The following is a 22,278-nucleotide window of genomic DNA, read 5'->3' as shown; positions in this document are numbered from 1 at the left end:
ATCGCGAGCAAGCTTTGCTCCTACGGGGTTGTGGGGTTTATGCGGTCACGGTTTGGTCCACCAGATGGCCATTCTCGATCCGAACATGCCGTGGATGGAAGCGCTTCAGGCTGCTGCGATGCCCGACGCTGACGATGCTCAAGCCCGGAATCTCATCGATCAAGGCCTGATACAGCGACGCTTCGTCCTCCTCGTCCATCGCCGAGGTCGCTTCGTCCATGTACAGCCATTGCGGTGCGTAAAGCAGCGCACGGGCAAAGGCCAGACGTTGCTGTTCACCCGGCGACAACATGCGCTGCCAGTGATTGGCTTCGTCCAGACGGGCAACCAGATGCGGCAAACGGCAGGCTTCCAGCACGTGAGCGTAGCGCTCGTGCAAATACGTATCGCCCGGCTGTGGATAACTCAGCGCTTCACGCAACGTGCCAATCGGCAGATAGGGTTTTTGCGGCAGGAACAAATAACGCGCCGCCGGCAGACGAATACTGCCGTGGCCAGCCGGCCATAAATGCCCCATCGCCCGCAGCAAGGTCGACTTGCCGCTGCCGGAACGACCGCTGAGCATGACGCGCTCGCCCTCCTCCACGGTCATGTCGGCATTGGTCAGAAGGTGACGACCGTCAGCGAGGTCGAGGCCGAGGTTGTGCACCTTCAATGCAGAACCTGAATTCTGTACATCGATGGCCGGTGCACGCTCTTCGTTGTCGGTCATGGCCTGGCGGAAACTCAGCAGACGATCACAGGTGGCGCGCCACGCGGCGAGGTCCTGGTACGCGCTGATGAACCAGCTGAAGTTCTCCTGGACGTTGCCAAAGGCGGAGTTGATTTGCATCAGCTCACCGAGCTCGATCTTGCCGGCGAAGTAACGCGGCGCGGCGACCATGAACGGGAAGATGATTGCGATCTGGCCATACCCTGAAGTGAAAAACGTCAAGCGCTTGGACACGCGCATGATGTCCCAGAAATTATGCCAGACCAGCCCGAAGCGGCTGCTCAAGCGACGGTTCTCATTGGGTTCGCCGTTGTACAGCGCAATGCTTTCGGCATTCTCGCGAACCCGGACCATGGAAAAACGCAGGTCGGCTTCGAAGCGTTGTTGATTGTTGTTGAGGCCAATCAAGCGACGACCAATCAAATGCGTCAGCCAGCTGCCGACCGCGGCGTAAACCAGCGCGCACCAGAACATGTAGCCGGGAATGGTGAAGCCGAACACTTCAATACTGCCCGATACGCCCCACAAGATGATCGAAAAGGACACCAGGCTGACCACGTTGCGGATCAGGCCCAAGCCCAGGCTCAAGGTATTGGAAGTGAAGCTGTTAAGGTCTTCGGAAATCCGTTGGTCCGGGTTATCGGTGTAACCGCCCTGCTCCAGCTGGTAGTAATTCTTGTTGCCGAGCCAACGGGCGAAGTGCTTCTCGGTGAGCCAGGCCCGCCAGCGGATGGTCAGCATCTGGGTCAGGTAGAGCCGATACACCGCGCCAAGAATGGCCACCGCCGCAATGCCGCAGAAATACAGGATCAACTGCCAGAAGGCCGCTTCGTCCTTTTTCTGCAGGGCGTTGTAGAAATCCTTGTACCAACTGTTGATCCACACCGAAATCGCCACACTGAACAACGACAGCGCGATCACGGCGATCAGCAACGTCCAGGCCTTGCCCTTCTCTTCGCTACGCCAGTAAGGCGTGGTCATCGCCCAGACTTTGCGAAAAAACTGCCCGCGCACAGCATCGTTGACCGCGGAATATTCAGCGTTCTGATTCATGGATAAGGCTCGATAAAGAAAAGAACACACACGAACCGATCATAGATGATCGGTTCGGTTCCCCGCGAGGAGCGGCCTGCATTCGTTCAGCGCAGGTTCAGCGACGAACGGGACGCTTCTGCAGTTTGCGCTGCAGCGTGCGGCGGTGCATGCCCAGGGCGCGGGCAGTGGCGGAGATGTTGCCTTCGTGCTCGGTCAGCACGCGCTGGATGTGCTCCCACTGCAGGCGATCGACCGACATCGGGTTTTCCGGCACCAACGTGTCAAGGTCGGCATGCTCGGAGAGCAGCGCGGCCAGCACGTCATCGGCGTCCGCCGGTTTGCACAGGTAATTGCAGGCGCCGCGTTTGATCGCTTCGACGGCGGTGGCGATGCTCGAGTAACCGGTGAGGATCACCACGCGCATTTCCGGGTCCAGCTCAAGGAGCTTGGGCAACAGTACCAGGCCGGAATCGCCGTCCATTTTCAGGTCCAGCGCGGCGTAGTCTGGCAGGTCCGCCTGAGCGATGGTCAGGCCTTCTTCGGCGGAACCGGCGGTGCTGACGCGAAAGCCGCGGCGGGCCATGGCACGGGCCATCACTCGGGTAAAAGTTGCGTCGTCGTCTACCAGCAGCAAATGCGGCAGTTCTTCGCCTTCGCCTTCGACTTGGATCTCGTCACTCATGTTCGTCTCCTCGGGCGACACGGGGCAGGCGCAGCTCGGTGAGCGTACCGCCTTCCTCATGACTGTAGAGTTTCACTGAGCCGCCGGCGCGTGTCACGCTGGCCTTGCTCAAAAACAGGCCCAGGCCGAAACCTTTGCCCTTGGTGGTAAAAAATGGCTTGCCGATCTGCTCGGCGATGGCCAGCGGCACACCGGCACCGTGGTCGCGGATGCTGATGGTCAAGTCCTCGGCATTCCAGTCCAGCGTCACTTGCAGCCCTTCGGGGCAAGCGTCGGCGGCATTGTTGAGCAAATTCAGCAGCGCCTGGGTCAGGTCCGGCGGCGGCGCCATGCGCGGCACGGCGCCTTGGCCCAAGCGCTGGAAGCGGTAACTGGCTTCCGGGCGCATCAGGTGCCAGCGGTTCAGGGCTTCGTCGAGCCAATCGGTGACGTCCTGCATCTCCACGGCCAATCGACGATTGGCCTCGGCGGCGCGCACCAGTTGCTGCAAGGTTTCTTTGCAGAGTTTGACCTGATCCTGCAGCACGCTCAGGTCGTCCTGCAACATCGGGTCGTGATGGTCCTGACGCATTTCCTTGAGCAACACGCTCATGGTCGCCAACGGCGTGCCCAGTTCATGGGCAGCACCGGCGGCCTGGGTGGCGACGGCCAGCAGTTGCTGATCGCGCAGGCCCTCTTCGCGACGGATGGCACGCAGTTCTTCCTGACGGCGCAGCTCTTCGGCCATGCGTGCAGCGAAGAAAGTGATGACCGCCGCAGCCAGGGCGAAACTCAGCCACATCCCGTAAACCTGCAGGTTTTCCCGAGCGATCGGGAAGGTCTGCAGCGGATAGAAGCGGGCCAGCAGCAGGGTGTACATCGTCAACGCGATACCGGACAGAATCACCGAATAACGCCACGGCAAAGTCACGGCGGCGATGGTCAGCGGCACCAGGTAATAAGAGACGAAGGGGTTGGTCGAGCCGCCGGAGAAATACAGCAAGGCACTGTGGATAAACAGGTCGCAGGCCAGTTGCACGGCGTATTCGAGTTCGGTAACCGGCCATGAGGTGCGCAAGCGAATGGCCGTGAACGCGCACAGCAACATCGAGCAACCGAGGGTCGCGGCCAGTTGAAACCAGGGCAGCGGCAGCAAGTCGAGCCAGTAGGCCAGGCCCACGGAACCGGCCTGAGCGGCCAACACCAATGTGCGGATGAACGTCAGCCGCCAGAGATTCTGGCGAGTTGCGGAAGTGATTTGAACGGGGGCGAGCATGAGCTCTCCTGATGAGCGCTCCAGGCGGATCGCACGGAGTATAACCAAGCACGGGGGCTGGCAGGCAAAAGTGCGGCAAACCGCCACAGGCGGGGAAGGTATTCAGCGACTATCAGATAGTCATCGCGGGCAAGCCTTGCTCCTACAGGTTTGCGTCGTACACATATCTTCTGCACACCCGTCATCTGTAGGAGCAAGGCTTGCCCGCGATTGACTGCGCAGCGGTCACCTGTGATCGATCTGTATAGAAGTTGTAACTGTGCGAACCGGATCATTAAAGCTAGAGTCTGATGGTTTCACGCAGGCTCGGACATTACCCCTGCGCATTGCCCAAGGAGCTTTCATGCACACATTCCGCCGCAGCGCCGCCCTCCTCGCCCTTAGCGCTGGCACTATCGCCAGCCTCCCGGCCCTGGCCGCCGACGAACTGCACTACAACCAGATCGCCCTGCGCGCCGAAGTCAGTCAGGAAGTGGCCCGCGACTTGATGATCGTGACCCTCTACACCGAAGAACAAAACACCGACCCGGCCAAACTCGCCGCCGACGTCAGCACCACCATGAACAAAGCACTGGCTCAGGCCAAGCAGGTCAAAGACATCACCCTGCGCCAAGGCAGCCGCAACAGCTACCCGATCTACGACACCAAGGGCCAGAAAATCACCGGCTGGCGCGAACGCGCCGAACTGCGCCTGGAAAGCTCCGACTTCGCGGCGCTGTCGAAACTGACCGGCGAACTGCTCACCGACCTGAAAATGGGCGGCATGGACTTCGCCATCGCCACCCCAACCCGCAAGGCCAGCGAAGATGCGCTGCTTAAAGACGCCGTGACAGCCTTCAAGGCCCGTGCTCAATTGGCGACCGATGCGTTGGGCGGCAAGGGCTACAAAATCGTAAACCTGAACCTAAACAGCAACGGTTATCCACAACCGTACATGCGCGCGCCGATGATGATGAAAGCGGCGAGCATGGACAGTGCGCCGGTTACGCCGGAAGTCGAAGCCGGTACAAGTCAGGTCAGCATGACGGCGGATGGTTCGATTGAAGTGTTGATGCCTTGATTCGACAATCCCAAACACAAAAACGGCGATCACCGAAGTGATCGCCGTTTTTTTTGCCCTGCAGAAATGGAGTTTTTCCGTCAGGCCTTGTGGTGATTGATCGGCCGCCATCGCGAGCAGGCTCGCTCCCACAGTTGAACTGTGTACATCAGTAAAAAGCTGGTCGGCTGTCAGGCCGCCAAGCTCGAAAAGCAGCCTGAATATGCCGAGATAGAGGGGTCCCCCTCACAAACGGATATTTCCACCAATCTCACCAACACCGCTACCCTCAGGAAAACACCACCGCCCAAACCCTCGGGGACTCCATGGAAAGAACCACCGTCAAACCACTTCTGCTCGCCCTAGCCCTAGCAACGACCGCCCCACTCGCCCAAGCCGCCACCACCCTGGTCTACTGCTCCGAAGCCAGCCCCGCCGGTTTCGATCCCAGCCAATACACCAGCGGCACCGACTTCGACGCCTCGGCCGAAACCGTCTTTAACCGTCTCACCCAATTCAAACGCGGCGGCACCGAAGTCGAACCTGGTCTGGCAACAAAATGGGAGGTATCCACGGACGGCCTCACCTACACCTTCCACCTGCGCGACGGCGTGAAGTTCCACACCACCGACTACTTCACCCCGACCCGCAACTTCAACGCCGACGACGTGCTGTTCACCTTCCAGCGCCTGCTCGACCCGGAGAACGCGTTCCGCAAGGCCTACCCCGCCGAGTCGCCGTACTTCACCGACATGGACCTGAACAAAACGATCAAGAGCGTCGACAAAATCGACGACCACACCGTGCGTTTCAGCCTGAACAACATCGACGCCGCCTTCATCCAAAACCTGGCCATGAGCTTCGCCTCGGTGCAATCCGCCGAGTACGGCGCCCAGTTACTAAAAGAAGGCAAACCCGCGGACATCAACCAGAAACCCGTCGGCACCGGCCCGTTCGTGTTCAAGCGCTATCAAAAGGACTCGCAGATCCGCTACGCCGCCAACAAGGCTTACTGGAAACCCGAGGACGTGAAACTCGACAACCTGATCTTCTCGATCACCCCGGACGCTGCCGTTCGCTTGCAGAAACTCAAGGCCGGCGAATGCCAGGTCAGCGGTTACCCACGCCCGGCAGACATCGAAGTCATGGAGAAAGACCCGAATCTCACCGTGCTCAAACAAGCCGGTTTCAACCTCGGTTTCCTGGCCTACAACGTGACTCATCCACCGCTGGATCAGCTCAAGGTTCGCCAGGCGCTGGACATGGCCATCGACAAACCCGCGATCATCAAAGCCGTTTACCAAAGTGCCGGCCAACTGGCGCAGAACGCCCTGCCTCCCGCTCAATGGTCTTATGACCCAAGCATCAAGGACGCGCCTCACGACCCGACGAAAGCGAAGGCGCTACTGAAAGAAGCAGGAGTTGCACCCGGTACCACTATTAATTTGTGGGCCATGACCGTGCAGCGCGCATCCAACCCCAACGCCCGGATGTCGGCACAGATGATCCAGCAGGATTGGGAGAAAATCGGGATCAAGGCCAACATCGTCAGCTATGAATGGGGCGAGTACATCAAGCGCGCCAAGAACGGCGAACACGACGCGATGATTTACGGCTGGACTGGCGACAACGGCGACCCGGATAACTGGCTCGGCGTGCTCTACAGCTGCGCCGCGGTGAAAGGTAGCAACTACGCCAAATGGTGCGACCCGGCGTACGACAAATTAATTCAGCAGGCCAAAGTGTCCACTGACAAACAGCAACGGGTCAATTTGTACCAACAGGCACAACAAATCCTTAAGCAACAAGTACCTATCACACCGATTGCCAACTCGACGGTGTTCCAGCCGCTGCGCAAGGAAGTCACCGACTTCAAGATCAGCCCGTTCGGCCTCACACCCTTCTATGGTGTGGGTATAAATAAGTAACACCGCGCTCTAACCGGGTGCGCCTGGCGCCCCGGACGCACTCTGTCGGTGCGCGATTTGCACTGAAAAAAACCTGCGCAAACGGTCAAATGTGCGTGAATTTATACAAATGCGACATTAAGGTACGTTCGTGCCACTGTTTAACGCCTGTGGTCGCTCCGGATCTTGCATTGGGTATGGCCCCTGCATAAGTATCCGCAGGTCGACTCACGAGGTCGTCCTCTAATTCCAAAAATGACAACAAATCATGAGGCCACCATGCTTAAACACGCGGTCATTCCGTTTTTAGTCGGCGCAAGCTTGTTAGCCAGCGCACCTTTCGCCCAAGCGGCGACTAACCTGGTGTTTTGCTCCGAAGGGAGCCCGGCCGGTTTTGATCCTGGTCAGTACACCACCGGAACCGACTTCGACGCCTCTGCAGAAACCATGTTCAACCGCCTGACTCAGTTCGAGCGCGGCGGCACCGCCGTTATTCCTGGTTTGGCGACCAAATGGGACATCTCCGATGATGGCCTGACTTACACCTTCCACCTGCGTGAAGGCGTCAAGTTCCACACCACCCCGTACTTCAAGCCGACTCGTGAGTTCAACGCCGACGACGTGCTGTTCACCTTTAATCGCATGATTAACAAGGATGATCCGTTCCGTAAGGCGTACCCAACCGAATTCCCGTACTTCACCGACATGGGGATGGACACCAACATCACCAAGATCGATAAAGTTGACGACAAAACTGTCAAGTTCACCCTGAAAGAAGTCGACGCCGCGTTCATCCAGAACATGGCCATGAGCTTCGCTTCCGTCCAGTCCGCCGAATACGCCGCGCAGCTGCTGAAAGAAGGCAAAGCCGCCGACATCAACCAGAAGCCGGTCGGCACTGGTCCGTTCGTGTTCAAGAGCTACCAGAAAGATTCCAACATCCGCTACACCGGGAACAAGGACTACTGGAAGCCTGACGACGTCAAGATCGACAACCTGATCTTCGCCATCACCACCGACCCGTCGGTACGTATCCAGAAGCTGAAGAAGAACGAGTGCCAGATCACTCTGTTCCCACGTCCGGCCGACCTGAAGGCGCTGCAAGAAGACAAGACTCTGAAAGTGCCTAACCAGGCTGGTTTCAACCTGGGTTACATCGCCTACAACGTGATGGACAAGATCAAGGGCAGCGATCAGCCGAACCCGATGGCCCAACTGAAAGTGCGTCAAGCGCTGGACATGGCCGTCAACAAGCAGCAGATCATCGACTCGGTTTACCAGGGTGCAGGTCAACTGGCCGTCAACGCCATGCCACCGACCCAGTGGTCTTACGACACCACCATCAAGGATGCGCCGTACAACCCTGAGAAAGCCAAAGAGCTGCTCAAGGAAGCCGGCATCAAGGAAGGCACCGAGATCAATCTGTGGGCGATGCCGGTACAACGTCCGTACAACCCGAACGCCAAACTGATGGCTGAAATGCTGCAGTCCGACTGGGCCAAGATCGGTATCAAAGCCAAGATCGTGACCTACGAGTGGGGCGAGTACATCAAGCGCTCCAAAGGCGGCGAAAACGGCGCGATGCTGATTGGCTGGAGCGGCGACAACGGTGACCCGGACAACTGGCTGAACGTGCTGTTCGGCTGTGATTCGCTGCAAGGCAACAACTTCTCCAAGTGGTGCGACAAGAAGTTTGACGGCATCGTGAAAGAAGCCAAGCGCACGACCGATCAGTCCAAGCGCACCGAACTGTATAAACAGGCGCAACACGTCCTCAAAGATGCCGTTCCAATGACACCTATCGCTCACTCGACGGTGTTCCAACCCATGCGCGACAGCGTGCAGGACTTCAAGATCAGCCCGTTTGGCTTGAACTCCTTCTACGGCGTCAGCGTCAGCAAATAAGATTTGGCAGCGGCGACGTTTTTGACGTCGCCGTTGCTTTATCTGCCGAGAAAGTAGGAAACCACCTACATCCAATTCCGCCAAGCATTACAGCAGCGGCGTCGGACGCGTTGCCATTTCCTACGAGTCTTTAGGACTCTACGCATTTACTGCCAGACCCGCGGCTCATACCGTCGGGATCTGACCAGTTTGTGCGCGGGCTTTCGGTTATTGCTGCCTGTCATGGCTTGAGATCAGTGATGCCTCCACGTCCCCGGACGGGACGGCGATTCATTGAAAACACTTAGAGAATGAGAAAAGGGAGCGTCATGCGCCATACCTTGGTTTTATCCGCATTGCTGGGCACCGGCCTGCTGGCCGCCACTTCCATCAGCCAGGCCGCCAATAACAGCCTGGTGTTCTGCTCCGAAGGCAGCCCGGCTGGCTTCGACACCGCGCAGTACACGACCGCGACCGATAACGACGCCGCCGAGCCGTTGTACAACCGACTGGCAGAGTTCGAAAAAGGCGCCACCAACGTCGTACCAGGCCTGGCCACTCGCTGGGATATTTCCGAGGACGGTCTCAAGTACACGTTTCACCTGCGCGAAGGGGTGAAATTTCACACAACCAAATACTTCACGCCGACCCGTGATTTCAACGCCGATGACGTGCTGTTCACGTTCAATCGCATGCTCGATCCACAGCAACCTTTCCGTAAGGCTTATCCGACCGAATTCCCGTATTTCAACGGGATGAGCCTGAACAAGAACATCGCCAAGGTCGAGAAGACCGGGCCGCTGACCGTGGTCATGACGCTCAACAGCGTGGACGCCGCGTTCATCCAGAACATCGCCATGAGCTTCGCCGCCATTCTGTCCGCCGAATACGCCGACAAACTGCTGGCCGAAGGCAAACCAAGCGACATTAATCAGAAGCCGATCGGCACCGGGCCGTTCGTGTTCAAGAGTTACCAGAAAGATTCCAACATCCGTTACACCGGCAACAAGCAGTACTGGGACCCGAGCCGGGTCAAGCTCGAGAACCTGATTTTCGCCATCAACACCGACGCCTCGGTGCGGGTGCAGAAGCTCAAGGCCAACGAGTGCCAGATCACCCTGCACCCGCGCCCTGCCGACGTGACCGCGCTGAAGAACGACCCGACGCTCAAGCTCATCGAGAAGCCTGGTTTCAACCTCGGTTACATCGCCTACAACGTGCGCCACAAGCCTTTCGACCAGCTCGAAGTGCGCCAGGCGCTGGACATGGCGGTGAACAAGCAAGGGATTCTCAACGCCGTCTATCAAGGTGCCGGTCAGCTGGCGGTCAACGCCATGCCACCGACCCAATGGTCCTACGACGAGGCCATTAAAGACGCCGCCTACAACCCGGAAAAAGCCAAGGAACTGCTCAAGGCTGCCGGCGTGAAGGAAGGCACAGAAATTACTTTGTGGGCGATGCCCGTTCAGCGCCCTTACAACCCGAACGCCAAATTGATGGCCGAAATGCTCCAGGCTGACTGGGCGAAAATCGGCCTCAAAGTGAAGATCGTCAGCTATGAGTGGGGCGAGTACATCAAGCGCACCAAGAATGGCGAGCACGATGTCAGCCTGATCGGCTGGACCGGTGACAACGGGGACCCGGACAACTGGCTCGGCACGCTTTACAGCTGCGACGCCATTGGCGGCAACAACTACTCCATGTGGTGTGATCCGGCTTACGACAAGCTGATCAAGCAGGCCAAGGTCGTCACCGACCGCGACCAGCGCACCGTGCTCTACAAACAGGCGCAACAGTACCTCAAGCAGCAGGTGCCAATTACGCCAGTCGCTCACTCGACGGTTAACCAGCCGTTGAGCGCCAAAATCGAAGGATTCAAGGTGAGTCCTTTCGGTCGTAACGTGTTCTCGGGCGTCAGCATAGAAAAATAACCGATTAGCCAGAAACGCTGGGGGCGGATTCCGCCCTCACGCAAGCGTATTGCCGTAATTCGTCAATCAGGCCTACAGCAAACGTTTGCGATGCCTTGAATCAGTTCAAAACCAAATAGCCGGATCACCCAATAAGACCGGCATTAAAAAAAGAAAGAAAGGAGCGTCACCCCATGAAACTGAGTAGCACCGCGTTATTGGCCTTGGCCATCAGCAGCGTAACCGCCTCGGCGTACGCAGAAACCCAGAGCCAGGAATTCACCCCGGTTACGGTCAACACCAAAAGCGCTCAAGCCGATGCAACCGGCTTTATCGAAGGCAGTACGGTCACCGGCAGCACGCGTAACTGGTACGCCAACGAACAACTGAAACGTGGTGGCAAGTTCACTTACCGTAAAGACGGTGTAGCGACCCCGACTGATCGTCGTATCAACTGGCTCCAGGGCACCATCGTCAAGTACAACTCGGGCTTCACTGAAGGCACCGTGGGTTTCAGCACAGAAGTAGCGGCCTACAACGCCATTGCTCTGGAACGTGACCGCGAGAACCTGGCGTCCAACAACGGCGGCGCACCGGGCACACGCCCAGGCGCGGGCAACAACCGTACCCTGACCAAAGAAGGCGGCGACGCTCAAGGTCAGTGGAGCAAAATCGGCCTGGCCAACGTCAAGGCCCGTGTCTCCAACACCACCCTGACCGCTGGCCGCATGAACTTCAGCAGCCCGCAAGTCGATGTGATCGGCAACCGCCCACTGCCTTCGAGCTTCGAAGGTGTTGCGATCCACAGCGAAGAGCTGAATAACCTGGCTTTCGATCTGGGGACCTTTGACCGCGTTTCGCCGCGTACCGAAGAAAGCCTGAGCAAATTCCGCTCCGAATACGGCGACTCCAACGCTGAAACCGATCACGTCAACACCGGCGGTATCACCTACCAGCCGTTCGCCAGCCTGACCACCAGCCTCTGGGGCACCCAGGCTGAAGATCTGTGGAACCAGTACTACTTCGGCGCCAGCCACGTGTTGGGTGACAGCTCGGTTCTGAGCCTGACCACTGGCCTGAACTACTACAAAACCGTCGACGAAGGCAAAAAACTGCTGGGCGAAATCGACAACCAAGCTGGCTCCCTGTCGTTCGGCCTGACTCACCAGGCTCACACCCTGAGCTTCTCGTACCAGGAAATTAACGGTAACGAGTACTTCGACTACCTGCACGAAACCAACGGCATCTACCTGGCCAACTCCCTGCTGTCGGACTTCAACGGCCCGAACGAGAAATCCTTCCAGATCGCCTACGGCCTGAACATGGCTGAATACGGCGTGCCAGGCCTGAAGTTCAACATCTACCAGGCGCGTGGCTGGGGCATCGACGGTACTCACTACACAGGTACCGCCTATGACGTGAAAAACATGGACGGCGAAACCCACTACGAATACGGCATCGGTTCTACGTACGCCATTCAGAGCGGCCCACTCAAGGCCACCACTGTTCGCGCGACCTACACCGCTCACCGTGCCAGCGAAAACCAGGGTGATGGCAGCATCAACGAGTTCCGTCTCGTGACCACGATTCCATTCAACATCCTGTAATGCACTTGCCCCACGGCTGATTCAGTGACGAATCAGCCGTGGGGCATTAATCCTTAAACTGATTGCAGAGGGTTCTTGATGAAAATGCTTCCCCTACGTGCGGCCATCGCAGCCGCGTTGCTGAGTGTCGCTGTTGGCGTCTCGGCCAAACCCCTGGTGGTCTGCACCGAAGCCAGTCCGGAAGGCTTCGACATGGTCCAGTACACGACTGCAGTCACCGCCGATGCGGTGGCCGAAACCATCTTCAATCGTCTGGCGGACTTCAAGCCCGGCACCACTGAAGTGATTCCGGCACTGGCCGATTCCTGGGACATCAGCGAGGACGGTCTGACCTACACGTTCCACCTGCGCAAAGGCGTCAAGTTCCACACCACCGAATACTTCAAGCCGACCCGCGACATGAACGCCGACGACGTGGTCTGGAGCTTCCAGCGCCAGCTGGACCCGAATCACCCGTGGCACAAACTGTCGAGCGTGGGCTTCCCGTACTTTGAAAGCATGGGCTTCAAGGAACTGCTCAAAAGTGTCGAGAAGATCGATGACAACACGGTCACCTTCACCCTGACCCGCCGTGAAGCGCCGTTCCTGGCCGACATCGCCATGGCCTTCTCCTCGATCTACTCTGCCGAGTATGCCGACCAGCTGCTCAAGGCCAACAAGACCGGCGACCTGAACAACAAGCCTGTCGGCACCGGCCCGTTCGTTTTCCAGCGTTACAACAAGGACGCTCAAGTCCGCTTCAAGGCCAACCCGGATTACTTCCGTGGCAAGCCACCGGCTGATTCGCTGATCCTGGCCATCGCCACCGACAACAACGTACGCCTGCAAAAACTGAAAGCCAACGAATGCCAGATTGCGCTGTATCCCAAGCCAGATGACATTCCGAGCATCAAGAAAGACGCCAAACTGAGCGTCGATGAAATGAACGCGATGACCGTCTCGTACATCGCCATGAACACCTCGCACAAGTACATGAGCGATGTGCGCGTGCGTAAAGCCATCGATATCGCCTTCGACAAGGCTGCATACGTCAACGCGTTGTTTGGCAAAGGCAATGCGACCGTGGCGGTCAACCCGTACCCGGACACCCTGCTGGGCTACAACCACACACTGACCAACCCGCCGCGTGATCTGGACAAGGCTCGCGCCTTGCTCAAGGAAGCCGGCGTGCCGGATGGCACTACGTTTACCCTGTTCACCCGTAACGGCGGCGGTCCAACCAACCCGAACCCGATGCTCGGCGCGCAGATGATGCAGGCCGACCTGGCCAAGGTCGGGATCACGGTCGATATTCGCGTCATGGAGTGGGGCGAAATGCTCAAGCGCGCGAAAAACGGCGAGCACGACATGGTTTCTGCCGGATGGGCGGGCGATAACGGCGACCCGGATAACTTCCTGACGCCTATGCTCAGTTGCGAGGCCGCCAAAAACGGCGAAAACTACGCACGTTGGTGCAATGAGAAGTTCCAGACGCTGATCGATGAAGCCAGGGCTAAAGTAAACCCGGCGGAACGCGCAGCGCTCTATGAGCAAGCCCAGGAGGTTTTCAATCAGGACCAGCCATGGATCAGCATGGCGCACACCCGTATGTTCACCGCAATGCGCAACAACGTAGAGGGCTATCACATTAGCCCGCTCACCACTAATAACTTCGCCACCACCCAGGTGAAGTAGATAAGAAAACTCCCGGCGTCCCTGACCCCAGGGACGCCAGGCACGCCTAACCGGCTGATGAGGTACACCACAAGATGTTTAGTTTTATTGCCCGCCGATTGGGGTTATTGATCCCCACGTTCTTCGGCATCACCTTGCTGACTTTCGCGTTGATTCGCATGATTCCAGGCGACCCCGTGGAAGTAATGATGGGCGAACGTCGAGTCGACCCCGAAATGCACGCTCAGGCAATGGAACGCCTAGGTCTGAACAAACCCCTGTATGCCCAATACCTGGATTACGTTGGCAAACTGGCCCACGGCGATCTCGGCGAATCCCTGCGTACCCGTGAAAGTGTCTGGAGCGAATTCACGTCTCTATTCCCCGCGACCCTGGAACTGTCCATGGCCGCCCTGTTGTTCGCCGGCATCCTGGGCCTTCTGGCCGGGGTGATCGCGGCACTCAAGCGAGGATCCCTGTTCGACCACGGGGTGATGGGCGTCTCCCTGGCGGGATACTCGATGCCGATCTTCTGGTGGGGCCTGATCCTGATCATGTTCTTCTCGGTGTCCCTGGGCTGGACCCCGGTGTCCGGGCGGATCGACCTGCTCTACGACATCGAACCGCGGACCGGTTTCATGCTCATCGACACGCTGCTGGCCGATGACGTCGGTGCGTTCTTCGATGCTCTGCATCACCTGATCCTGCCGGCCATTGTGCTCGGCACCATCCCGCTGGCAGTTATCGCGCGGATGACCCGTTCTTCGATGCTCGAAGTGCTGCGTGAAGACTACATCCGTACCGCCCGCGCCAAAGGCCTGTCGCCATCGCGCGTGGTGTTCGTCCACGGCCTGCGTAACGCGCTGATTCCGGTGCTGACCGTGGTCGGCCTGCAAGTCGGCACATTGCTGGCCGGTGCCGTCCTGACCGAAACCATCTTCTCCTGGCCCGGCATCGGCAAATGGCTGATCGAAGCCATTGGCGCACGGGACTATCCCGTGGTGCAAAACGGCATCCTGTTAATCGCCTGCCTGGTGATTCTGGTCAACTTCGTGGTGGACATCCTCTACGGCTTTGCCAACCCACGCATCCGTCATCAGCGCTGAGATCAAGACCATGACCACTCTCACTACACCGGTAGCAGTCGATCAAAGCCTGCTGTATCCGTCCCCTTACAAAGAATTCTGGCAAGCGTTCTCCAAGAACAAAGGCGCCGTCGCCGGCCTGCTGTTCATGCTGCTGGTTATTTTCTGCGCCCTGTTCGCCCCTTGGGTGGCACCGCATAACCCGAGCGAGCAGTACCGCGACTTCCTGCTGACCCCGCCGTCCTGGCTGGAAGGTGGGCAACTCCAGTTCCTGCTCGGCACCGATGAACTGGGTCGCGACCTGCTGTCGCGGCTGATCCACGGTTCGCGCCTGTCCCTGCTGATCGGCTTGTCGTCGGTGGTGATGTCGCTGATTCCGGGCATCCTTTTGGGGCTGTTCGCCGGGTTCTTCCCGCGCTTGCTCGGCCCGACCATCATGCGTCTGATGGACATCATGCTGGCCCTGCCGTCCCTGCTGCTGGCGGTGGCGATTGTCGCCATCCTCGGCCCTGGCCTGATCAACACCATTATTGCCATCGCCGTGGTTTCGTTGCCGTCCTATGTTCGTCTGACCCGCGCCGCGGTGATGGGCGAACTGAACCGCGACTACGTGACCGCCGCGCGCCTGGCCGGTGCCGGTCTGCCACGCCTGATGTTCGTCACCGTGCTGCCTAACTGCATGGCGCCACTGATCGTTCAGGCGACCTTGAGTTTCTCCTCGGCGATCCTCGATGCCGCCGCACTGGGCTTCCTCGGCCTTGGCGTTCAACCGCCAACCCCTGAGTGGGGCACCATGCTGGCTTCGGCTCGCGACTACATCGAACGCGCCTGGTGGGTCGTCAGTCTGCCTGGTTTGACCATTTTGCTCAGCGTGCTGGCAATCAACTTGATGGGCGACGGCCTGCGCGATGCGCTGGACCCGAAACTCAAGAACGCCGCCTGAGGAGATTCAAATGTCACTGTTAGAAATCAAGAATCTCAACGTTCGCTTCGGCGACAAGAACGCCGTTCCGGTGGTCGACGGTCTCGACATTACCGTGGACAAGGGCGAAGTTCTGGCCATCGTTGGCGAATCGGGTTCCGGCAAGTCCGTGACCATGATGGCGCTGATGGGCCTGATAGAACACCCGGGGATCGTCACCGCCGACGCCCTGAATTTCGACGGCAAAAACATGCTCAAACTGAGCAACCGTCAGCGTCGGCAGATTGTCGGCAAAGACCTGGCGATGGTTTTCCAGGACCCGATGACCGCCCTGAACCCGAGCTACACCGTCGGTTTCCAGATCGAAGAAGTGCTGCGCCTGCACCTGAAAATGTCCCGCAAAGACGCCCGCAAGCGCGCCATCGAACTGCTGGAAAAAGTTGAAATCCCAGGCGCCGCCAGCCGCATGGATGCTTACCCGCATCAACTGTCCGGTGGTATGAGCCAGCGTGTTGCGATCGCCATGGCGATTGCCGGCGAACCGAAACTGCTGATCGCCGACGAACCGACTACGGCACTGGACGTAACGATTCAGGCGCAGATCATGGACCTGCTGCTGGCGCTGCAGAAAGAGCAGAACATGGGCCTGGTGCTGATCACTCACGACCTCGCGGTCGTGGCCGAAACCGCTCAGCGCGTGTGCGTGATGTACGCCGGCCAAGCGGTCGAAGTGGGTCAGGTGCCTCAGTTGTTCGACATCCCGGCGCACCCGTACAGCGAAGCGCTGCTCAAGGCGATTCCGGAACACAGCCTGGGCGCCACGCGCCTGGCCACGCTGCCGGGCATCGTTCCCGGTCGTTATGACCGTCCGCAGGGTTGCCTGCTGTCGCCGCGTTGCCCGTACGTGCAGGATAACTGCCGTCAGCAACGTCCAACCCTTGACCCGAAAAGCAACAGCCTCGCCCGCTGCTTCTACCCGCTGAATCAGGAGGTGGCGTAATGGCCGTCGTACTTACCGCCCGCGACCTGACCCGTCACTACGAAGTGTCCCGAGGCCTGTTCAAGGGCCATGCGACCGTACGCGCCTTGAACGGTGTGTCGTTCGAACTGGAAGCCGGCAAGACCCTCGCTGTCGTCGGCGAATCGGGCTGCGGCAAATCCACCCTGGCCCGTGCCCTGACGCTGATCGAAGAGCCGTCCTCCGGTTCCTTGAAAATCGCCGGGCAGGAAGTCGCCGGTGCGAACAAGGCTGAACGCAAGCAACTGCGCAAAGACGTGCAGATGGTGTTCCAGAGCCCTTATGCGTCGTTGAACCCACGGCAAAAAGTCGGTGACCAGCTCGGCGAACCGCTGCTGATCAACACCAACCTGAGCGCCGCCGAACGTCGTGAGAAAGTGCAGGCGATGATGAAGCAGGTGGGCTTGCGTCCTGAGCACTACCAGCGTTATCCGCACATGTTCTCCGGCGGACAGCGCCAGCGGATCGCCCTGGCCCGCGCGATGATGTTGCAGCCTAAAGTGCTGGTAGCGGATGAACCGACCTCCGCGCTGGACGTGTCCATTCAGGCGCAGGTGCTGAACCTGTTCATGGACTTGCAGCAAGAGTTCAACACCGCTTACGTGTTCATCTCCCACAACCTGGCGGTGGTGCAACACGTCGCCGATGACGTAATGGTGATGTACCTCGGTCGCCCGGTAGAAATGGGCCCGAAGAACGACATCTACGAGCGTCCTCTGCACCCGTACACCCAGGCGCTGCTGTCGGCCACCCCGACCATTCACCCGGACCCGAACAAGCCGAAAATCAAGATCGTCGGCGAGTTGCCCAACCCGTTGAACCCGCCATCGGGTTGCGCTTTCCACAAGCGCTGCCCGTACGCGACCGAGCGTTGCAGCACTGAAGAGCCGGCCCTGCGCCTGCTCGATGGCCGCCAGGTGGCTTGCCACTACGCCGAGCAATTCCTCGACGGCGCGGCATAAAAATGTGGGAGTGAGCCCGCTCGCTCCCCCAGGGATAGACGTCCTGTTCACTAACCCCTTCTTCTCGGCTGCGCATCAGTCGGGCAGGAGGGGTTTTCTTTTGTCTGTCACTTAAGCGCCTTCATCCTCGTCGCTGTCCGGTTCGTCAGTGGTCGAGTCGTCATCGTCTGCGCTGCCGCCCTGCCCCTGATCGCCCGGCTCCGATTCGGACTTGGCGAGCATCAACTCACCATGCCCGACCTGCCCGCTCGAAGCCTGGGTATCGTGATTCTCGCACTCGGCCCAGACCGCCGAACTGCCGAGGGTCAGCATTACCAATACTTTCAACATCAATAAAACGCGTAGCAACCTGTTCATAGCCGATTCCATCCATTTGTAGGTGAAACAGCGATGCCTTCTCTGGCGTTGAATAGAATCTAGTTCCGATTGATTCGGTTCTCCAGATAGGGCGCTAACGAATGGACGGAATGCCGTTTGCGGGGAGATTGGTTTTGAATAATTGCAAGGTCGAATGGTTATTTCTGAAATTTGCGGCGAGCTCAAAAGCCCCCCCTCACCCCAGCCCTCTCCCCAAGGGGGAGAGGGGGAAAGGGAGCCGATCTCCATGTTTTTTAAAAACCTGAGTTCAGCTCGTACTCTCAGGTCGATGTAGCGCCAAGAACACCTCGGTCAGTCCCCTCTCCCTTTGGGAGAGAGCTAGGGTGAGGGGTGGCGATGTCACAGGCAATAAAAAGCCCCGCAGCTTTCGCGGCGGGGCTTTTGGGTGTTTCAGCTCAACGCTTAATGATGCTCACGCGTCGCACGGAATTTCACGTCCGGCCAACGCTCTTCCATCAGCGCCAGGTTGACCCGCGTCGGGGCCAGGTAGGTCAGGTGACCGCCGCCGTCGATGGCAAGGTTTTCCACAGCCTTGATGCTGAACTCTTCGAGCTTCTTCTTATCGCTGCAATCGATCCAGCGCGCGGAATAAACAGTGATCGGCTCGTAAGAGCACTCAACCTTGTATTCCTCTTTCAAACGGCTGGCGACCACATCGAACTGCAGCACACCAACGGCGCCGAGGATGATGTCGTTGCTGCGCGTCGGGAAGAACACCTGAGTGGCGCCCTCTTCCGCCAGTTGCTGCAGGCCCTGACGCAGTTGCTTGGATTTCAGCGGATCACGCAGGCGTACGCGACGGAACAGTTCCGGGGCGAAGTGCGGGATACCGGTGAAGCCCAGGACTTCGCCTTCGGTGAAGGTGTCGCCGATCTGGATCGTGCCGTGGTTGTGCAAACCGATGATGTCGCCGGCGAAGGCTTCTTCCAGTTGCTCACGCTCGGAGGAGAAGAAGGTCAGCGCATCGCCGATCCGCACATCCTTGCCGGTGCGCACGTGGCGCATCTTCATGCCTTTTTCGTACTTGCCGGAGCAGATACGCATGAAGGCGATACGGTCGCGGTGTTTCGGGTCCATGTTCGCCTGGATCTTGAACACGAAGCCGGCGAATTTCTCTTCAACCGGTTCCACGGTGCGCTCGTTGGCGACACGGGCCAGCGGTTTCGGCGCCCAGTTGACCACGGCGTCGAGCACGTGATCGACACCGAAGTTGCCCAGTGCAGTACCGAAGAACACCGGGGTCAGTTGGCCGTCGAGGAATTCCTGTTGATTGAATTCGTGACAGGCGCCCTGCACCAGTTCCAGCTGATCGACGAAGCGATCGTATTCGTCACCGAGGTGCGCGCGGGCTTCATCGGAGTCGAGCTTCTCGATGATTTTCACATCGGTGCGCTCGTGGCCGTGGCCCGCGGTGTACACGATGATGTAGTCGTCGGCGAGATGATAAACGCCCTTGAAGTCGCGGTAGCAGCCGATCGGCCAGGTGATCGGCGCTGCCTTGATCTTCAGGACCGCTTCGATTTCGTCGAGCAGTTCGATCGGGTCGCGGATGTCACGGTCGAGTTTGTTGATGAAGCTGACAATCGGCGTGTCACGCAGACGGCAGACGTCCATCAGCGCGATGGTGCGTGGCTCAACACCCTTACCGCCGTCGAGAACCATCAATGCCGAGTCAACCGCCGTCAGGGTGCGGTAGGTGTCTTCGGAGAAGTCTTCGTGGCCCGGGGTGTCGAGCAGGTTGATCATGTGGTCGCGATACGGGAACTGCATGACCGACGTGGTAATGGAAATACCCCGTTGTTTTTCCATTTCCATCCAGTCGGAGGTGGCATGGCGGTCAGACTTGCGAGATTTCACCGTGCCAGCAATCGCAATCGCCTTGCCCATCAGCAAGAGCTTCTCGGTGATGGTGGTTTTACCGGCATCGGGGTGGGAAATAATGGCGAAAGTGCGGCGTTTCGCGACTTCGGCGGCCTGTTTGGTCATGGGAAATCGCCTGGCAGGTGATTCAAAAAAGGGCGGCGAGTATAGCGCAAACCGACCTCTACGGACCACCGTCCGTAGGTCTTCCCGAACACCGCATCCCCTGTAGGAGCTGCCGAAGGCTGCGATCTTTTGATCTTGTTTTTTCAAGACCACCGAAGATCAAGATCAAAAGATCGCAGCCTTCGGCAGCTCCTACGGTGGCTAATTGCTGCTAAATATGGAACCTTTTAAAAGGTGCAGACGTCCACTCCCCTGTTACGGCACTCGTACCAGGGGCTGAAAAATCAGCAAGTTGGCCTGACGAGGCTGCGCTTATGGCTCGATCTCATGCGGTTTTATCAGCATGAAGAGCTGCTTCTCGCGAACGTTGATCATCCCGGCAGCCAGGAATGGCTAGTGGCCGGGGTGGTCAGTTTTGTGGGTTCAAATTCGGATGCCAGAAGTTCATAGCCAAGGCGCTGTGACGAGTCATAGCTAGCTATGGCGAGGAACAGCAACGCAGGATATGGACTTCTGGTGCCGAAGTTGAACCCACAAAACTGACTACCCCGGCCACCCACCACACGGGACTGCGTCCGCCGACTGAAAAAAAGGAGTCCGCCTGTGGCTATTCGCTATGGCAAGGGGCTGATAGGAGGTGCGGTTGTCGTCGCCCTTCTGGCCCTGCTGGTCCACTGGATTGGCATCAACACGATCGAACATTACCGCGACGATTTGTTGTTTTACCTGCAAGCCCATTTGATTCTTGTCCTCGCTTCCATGCTGGCCGCCCTTGTTGTGGGCATACCCGCCGGTATCTTTCTCAGCCGCCCGACCATGGTGGGCCGCGCTGAACGCTTCATGCAGATCTTCAACATCGGCAACACAGTGCCGCCTCTTGCCGTACTGGCCATCGCCCTGGGTATCCTCGGCATTGGCAGCGGCCCCGCGATTTTCGCCCTGTTCCTCGCCTCGCTGTTGCCGATCGTGCGCAACACCTATGAAGGCCTGAAAAACGTCCAGGGTTCGCTCAAGGAAGCGGCCGTCGGCATCGGCATGACACCGACTCAGGTGCTGTGGCGGGTCGAACTGCCGAACGCCGTGCCGATCATCATCGGTGGCGTGCGCGTGGCGCTGGCGATCAACGTCGGTACCGCACCGCTGGCGTTCCTGATTGGCGCCAACAGCCTGGGCAGCCTGATTTTCCCTGGCATCGCCCTGAACAATCAGCCGCAACTGCTGCTCGGCGCGGCCTGCACCGCCCTGCTGGCCTTGCTGCTCGACGGTCTGGTGACACTCGCCAGCCGCCTCTGGCTCGAACGCGGCTTGCGCCCGTCTTAAGCCTCGGCAAAGGAATCAACATGAAAAAAGTAAGCTTAATACTAGGCTGCGTCCTGCTGTTCGCAGGATTTGCCCAAGCCGCTGAAAAACCGGTGATCCGCATCGGCGCCCGGGTGTTCACTGAACAAACCCTGCTGGCGGAAATCACCTCCCAATACCTGCGCACCAAGGGTTACGACACTCAGGTGACCGGCGGTCTGGGCAGTAACCTGGCCCGCAGCGCTCATGAAAGTGGTCAGCTCGACCTGATGTGGGAATACACCGGCGTGTCGCTGGTGGCTTACAACCACATCACCGACAAGCTCGACAGCGCTCAGTCCTACGCCAAGGTGAAAGAACTCGACGCGAAAAAAGGCCTGATCTGGCTCACCCCGTCGAAATTCAGCAACACCTACGCCCTGGCCCTGCCAGAAAACACCGCCAAGGCTTACCCGCAGATCAACACCATCAGCGAGCTGAACACGGTGATGCAGGCTGAGGCGAAGACCAATCACCTCGTCGCCCTGGACACCGAGTTCGCCAACCGCTCCGACGGTCTGGACGGCATGGTCGACCTCTACGGCATGAACCTGACCCGCAAAAACATCCGGCAGATGGATGCTGGTTTGGTCTACACCGCCCTGCGCAATGGTCAGGTGTTTGCTGGACTGGTCTACACCACGGACGGTCGTTTGAACGCCTTCAAGCTGAAACTGCTGGAAGACGACAAGCACTACTTCCCGGACTACACCGCTGCGCCGGTGGTGCGTCAGGTCTACCTCGACGCTCACCCAAAACTCGCGGAAGAGCTCAAGCCGCTGGCCGAACTGTTCGACGACGCCACCATGCGTCAACTCAATGCGCGGGTCGATGTCGATCACGAAAGTCCTTCATCCGTTGCTGCAGATTTCCTGCGCCAGCATCCGATCAAATAAGGAGGAAGA

17 protein-coding genes are annotated in these 22,278 nt (G+C 58.6%); 12 read left to right on the top strand and 5 right to left on the bottom strand.

Translation table 11 applies throughout. The features are described 5' to 3' along the window. Window positions 1-37 precede the first annotated feature (37 nt). The 3 genes from PMI27_RS02750 to PMI27_RS02760 form a co-directional block, all read right to left on the bottom strand. Window positions 38-1,765: an ABC transporter ATP-binding protein/permease gene (locus PMI27_RS02750; RefSeq protein ID WP_008148923.1), complete on the bottom strand. Its 1,728-nt coding sequence runs from the start codon at window positions 1,763-1,765 to the stop codon at window positions 38-40. A gap of 97 nt (window positions 1,766-1,862) precedes the next feature. Continuing rightward, window positions 1,863-2,429, bottom strand: a complete 567-nt coding sequence (locus tag PMI27_RS02755) for a response regulator transcription factor (protein WP_008148925.1) — start codon at window positions 2,427-2,429, stop codon at window positions 1,863-1,865. After that, the gene (locus PMI27_RS02760) at window positions 2,422-3,684 is read right to left on the bottom strand and encodes an ATP-binding protein (RefSeq protein WP_008148927.1); all 1,263 of its coding nucleotides are present in this window, start codon (window positions 3,682-3,684) and stop codon (window positions 2,422-2,424) included. The genes PMI27_RS02755 and PMI27_RS02760 overlap by 8 nt, the downstream gene beginning before the upstream one ends. A 343-nt stretch (window positions 3,685-4,027) precedes the next feature. Between PMI27_RS02760 and PMI27_RS02765 the strand changes: the two genes are divergently transcribed. The 10 genes from PMI27_RS02765 (at window position 4,028) to PMI27_RS02810 (ending at window position 17,671) form a co-directional block, all read left to right on the top strand. Beyond that, a complete protein-coding gene (locus PMI27_RS02765; protein WP_008148929.1) occupies window positions 4,028-4,744 on the top strand; it encodes an SIMPL domain-containing protein in 717 nt (238 codons plus the stop codon). Between the two features lie 305 nt (window positions 4,745-5,049). Further along, complete coding sequence (locus tag PMI27_RS02770; protein ID WP_008148931.1) at window positions 5,050-6,651, top strand: ABC transporter substrate-binding protein; 1,602 nt, start codon at window positions 5,050-5,052, stop codon at window positions 6,649-6,651. A 258-nt stretch (window positions 6,652-6,909) separates the two neighbouring features. Then, complete coding sequence (locus tag PMI27_RS02775) at window positions 6,910-8,535, top strand: ABC transporter substrate-binding protein (RefSeq protein WP_008148932.1); 1,626 nt, start codon at window positions 6,910-6,912, stop codon at window positions 8,533-8,535. Window positions 8,536-8,843: 308 nt separating this feature from the next. Continuing rightward, on the top strand, window positions 8,844-10,445 hold the full coding sequence (locus PMI27_RS02780) for an ABC transporter substrate-binding protein (protein ID WP_008148935.1): 1,602 nt from the start codon (window positions 8,844-8,846) through the stop codon (window positions 10,443-10,445). Between the two features lie 173 nt (window positions 10,446-10,618). Beyond that, entirely contained in the window at window positions 10,619-12,031 is a 1,413-nt protein-coding gene (locus tag PMI27_RS02785) for an OprD family porin (RefSeq protein WP_008148937.1), read from the top strand. A 78-nt stretch (window positions 12,032-12,109) separates the two neighbouring features. Continuing rightward, window positions 12,110-13,705 carry an ABC transporter substrate-binding protein gene (locus PMI27_RS02790; protein WP_008148940.1) on the top strand — a complete coding sequence of 532 codons (1,596 nt, stop codon included), beginning with the start codon at window positions 12,110-12,112 and terminating at the stop codon, window positions 13,703-13,705. Between the two features lie 74 nt (window positions 13,706-13,779). Further along, on the top strand, window positions 13,780-14,790 hold the full coding sequence (locus PMI27_RS02795) for an ABC transporter permease subunit (protein ID WP_008148942.1): 1,011 nt from the start codon (window positions 13,780-13,782) through the stop codon (window positions 14,788-14,790). 10 nt (window positions 14,791-14,800) lie between these two features. Then, window positions 14,801-15,712, top strand: a complete 912-nt coding sequence (locus tag PMI27_RS02800) for an ABC transporter permease subunit (RefSeq protein ID WP_008148945.1) — start codon at window positions 14,801-14,803, stop codon at window positions 15,710-15,712. Window positions 15,713-15,722: 10 nt separating this feature from the next. Next, window positions 15,723-16,691 carry an ABC transporter ATP-binding protein gene (locus PMI27_RS02805; RefSeq protein WP_008148946.1) on the top strand — a complete coding sequence of 323 codons (969 nt, stop codon included), beginning with the start codon at window positions 15,723-15,725 and terminating at the stop codon, window positions 16,689-16,691. After that, window positions 16,691-17,671, top strand: a complete 981-nt coding sequence (locus tag PMI27_RS02810; RefSeq protein ID WP_008148949.1) for a peptide ABC transporter ATP-binding protein — start codon at window positions 16,691-16,693, stop codon at window positions 17,669-17,671. The genes PMI27_RS02805 and PMI27_RS02810 overlap by 1 nt, the downstream gene beginning before the upstream one ends. A 111-nt stretch (window positions 17,672-17,782) precedes the next feature. Here the strand turns inward: PMI27_RS02810 and PMI27_RS02815 are convergent, their stop codons facing one another. Together PMI27_RS02815 and PMI27_RS02820 are read right to left on the bottom strand one after the other, a co-directional pair. Continuing rightward, window positions 17,783-18,028: a hypothetical protein gene (locus PMI27_RS02815; protein ID WP_008148951.1), complete on the bottom strand. Its 246-nt coding sequence runs from the start codon at window positions 18,026-18,028 to the stop codon at window positions 17,783-17,785. 423 nt (window positions 18,029-18,451) lie between these two features. Beyond that, window positions 18,452-20,035, bottom strand: a complete 1,584-nt coding sequence (locus PMI27_RS02820) for a peptide chain release factor 3 (protein WP_008148954.1) — start codon at window positions 20,033-20,035, stop codon at window positions 18,452-18,454. Between the two features lie 603 nt (window positions 20,036-20,638). Here PMI27_RS02820 and PMI27_RS02825 point away from each other — a divergent pair. Together PMI27_RS02825 and PMI27_RS02830 are read left to right on the top strand one after the other, a co-directional pair. Next, a complete protein-coding gene (locus PMI27_RS02825) occupies window positions 20,639-21,355 on the top strand; it encodes an ABC transporter permease (RefSeq protein WP_008148956.1) in 717 nt (238 codons plus the stop codon). Window positions 21,356-21,375: 20 nt separating this feature from the next. Then, window positions 21,376-22,269, top strand: coding sequence for a glycine betaine ABC transporter substrate-binding protein (locus tag PMI27_RS02830; RefSeq protein ID WP_008148958.1), 894 nt, complete (start codon window positions 21,376-21,378; stop codon window positions 22,267-22,269). Window positions 22,270-22,278: the final 9 nt, after the last annotated feature.

It is taken from the genome of Pseudomonas sp. GM41(2012) (assembly GCF_000282315.2).
Lineage (GTDB): Bacteria > Pseudomonadota > Gammaproteobacteria > Pseudomonadales > Pseudomonadaceae > Aquipseudomonas.
Note: the sequence above shows the minus strand (reverse complement) of the source record. Positions and strands in the feature narration are given on the sequence as shown.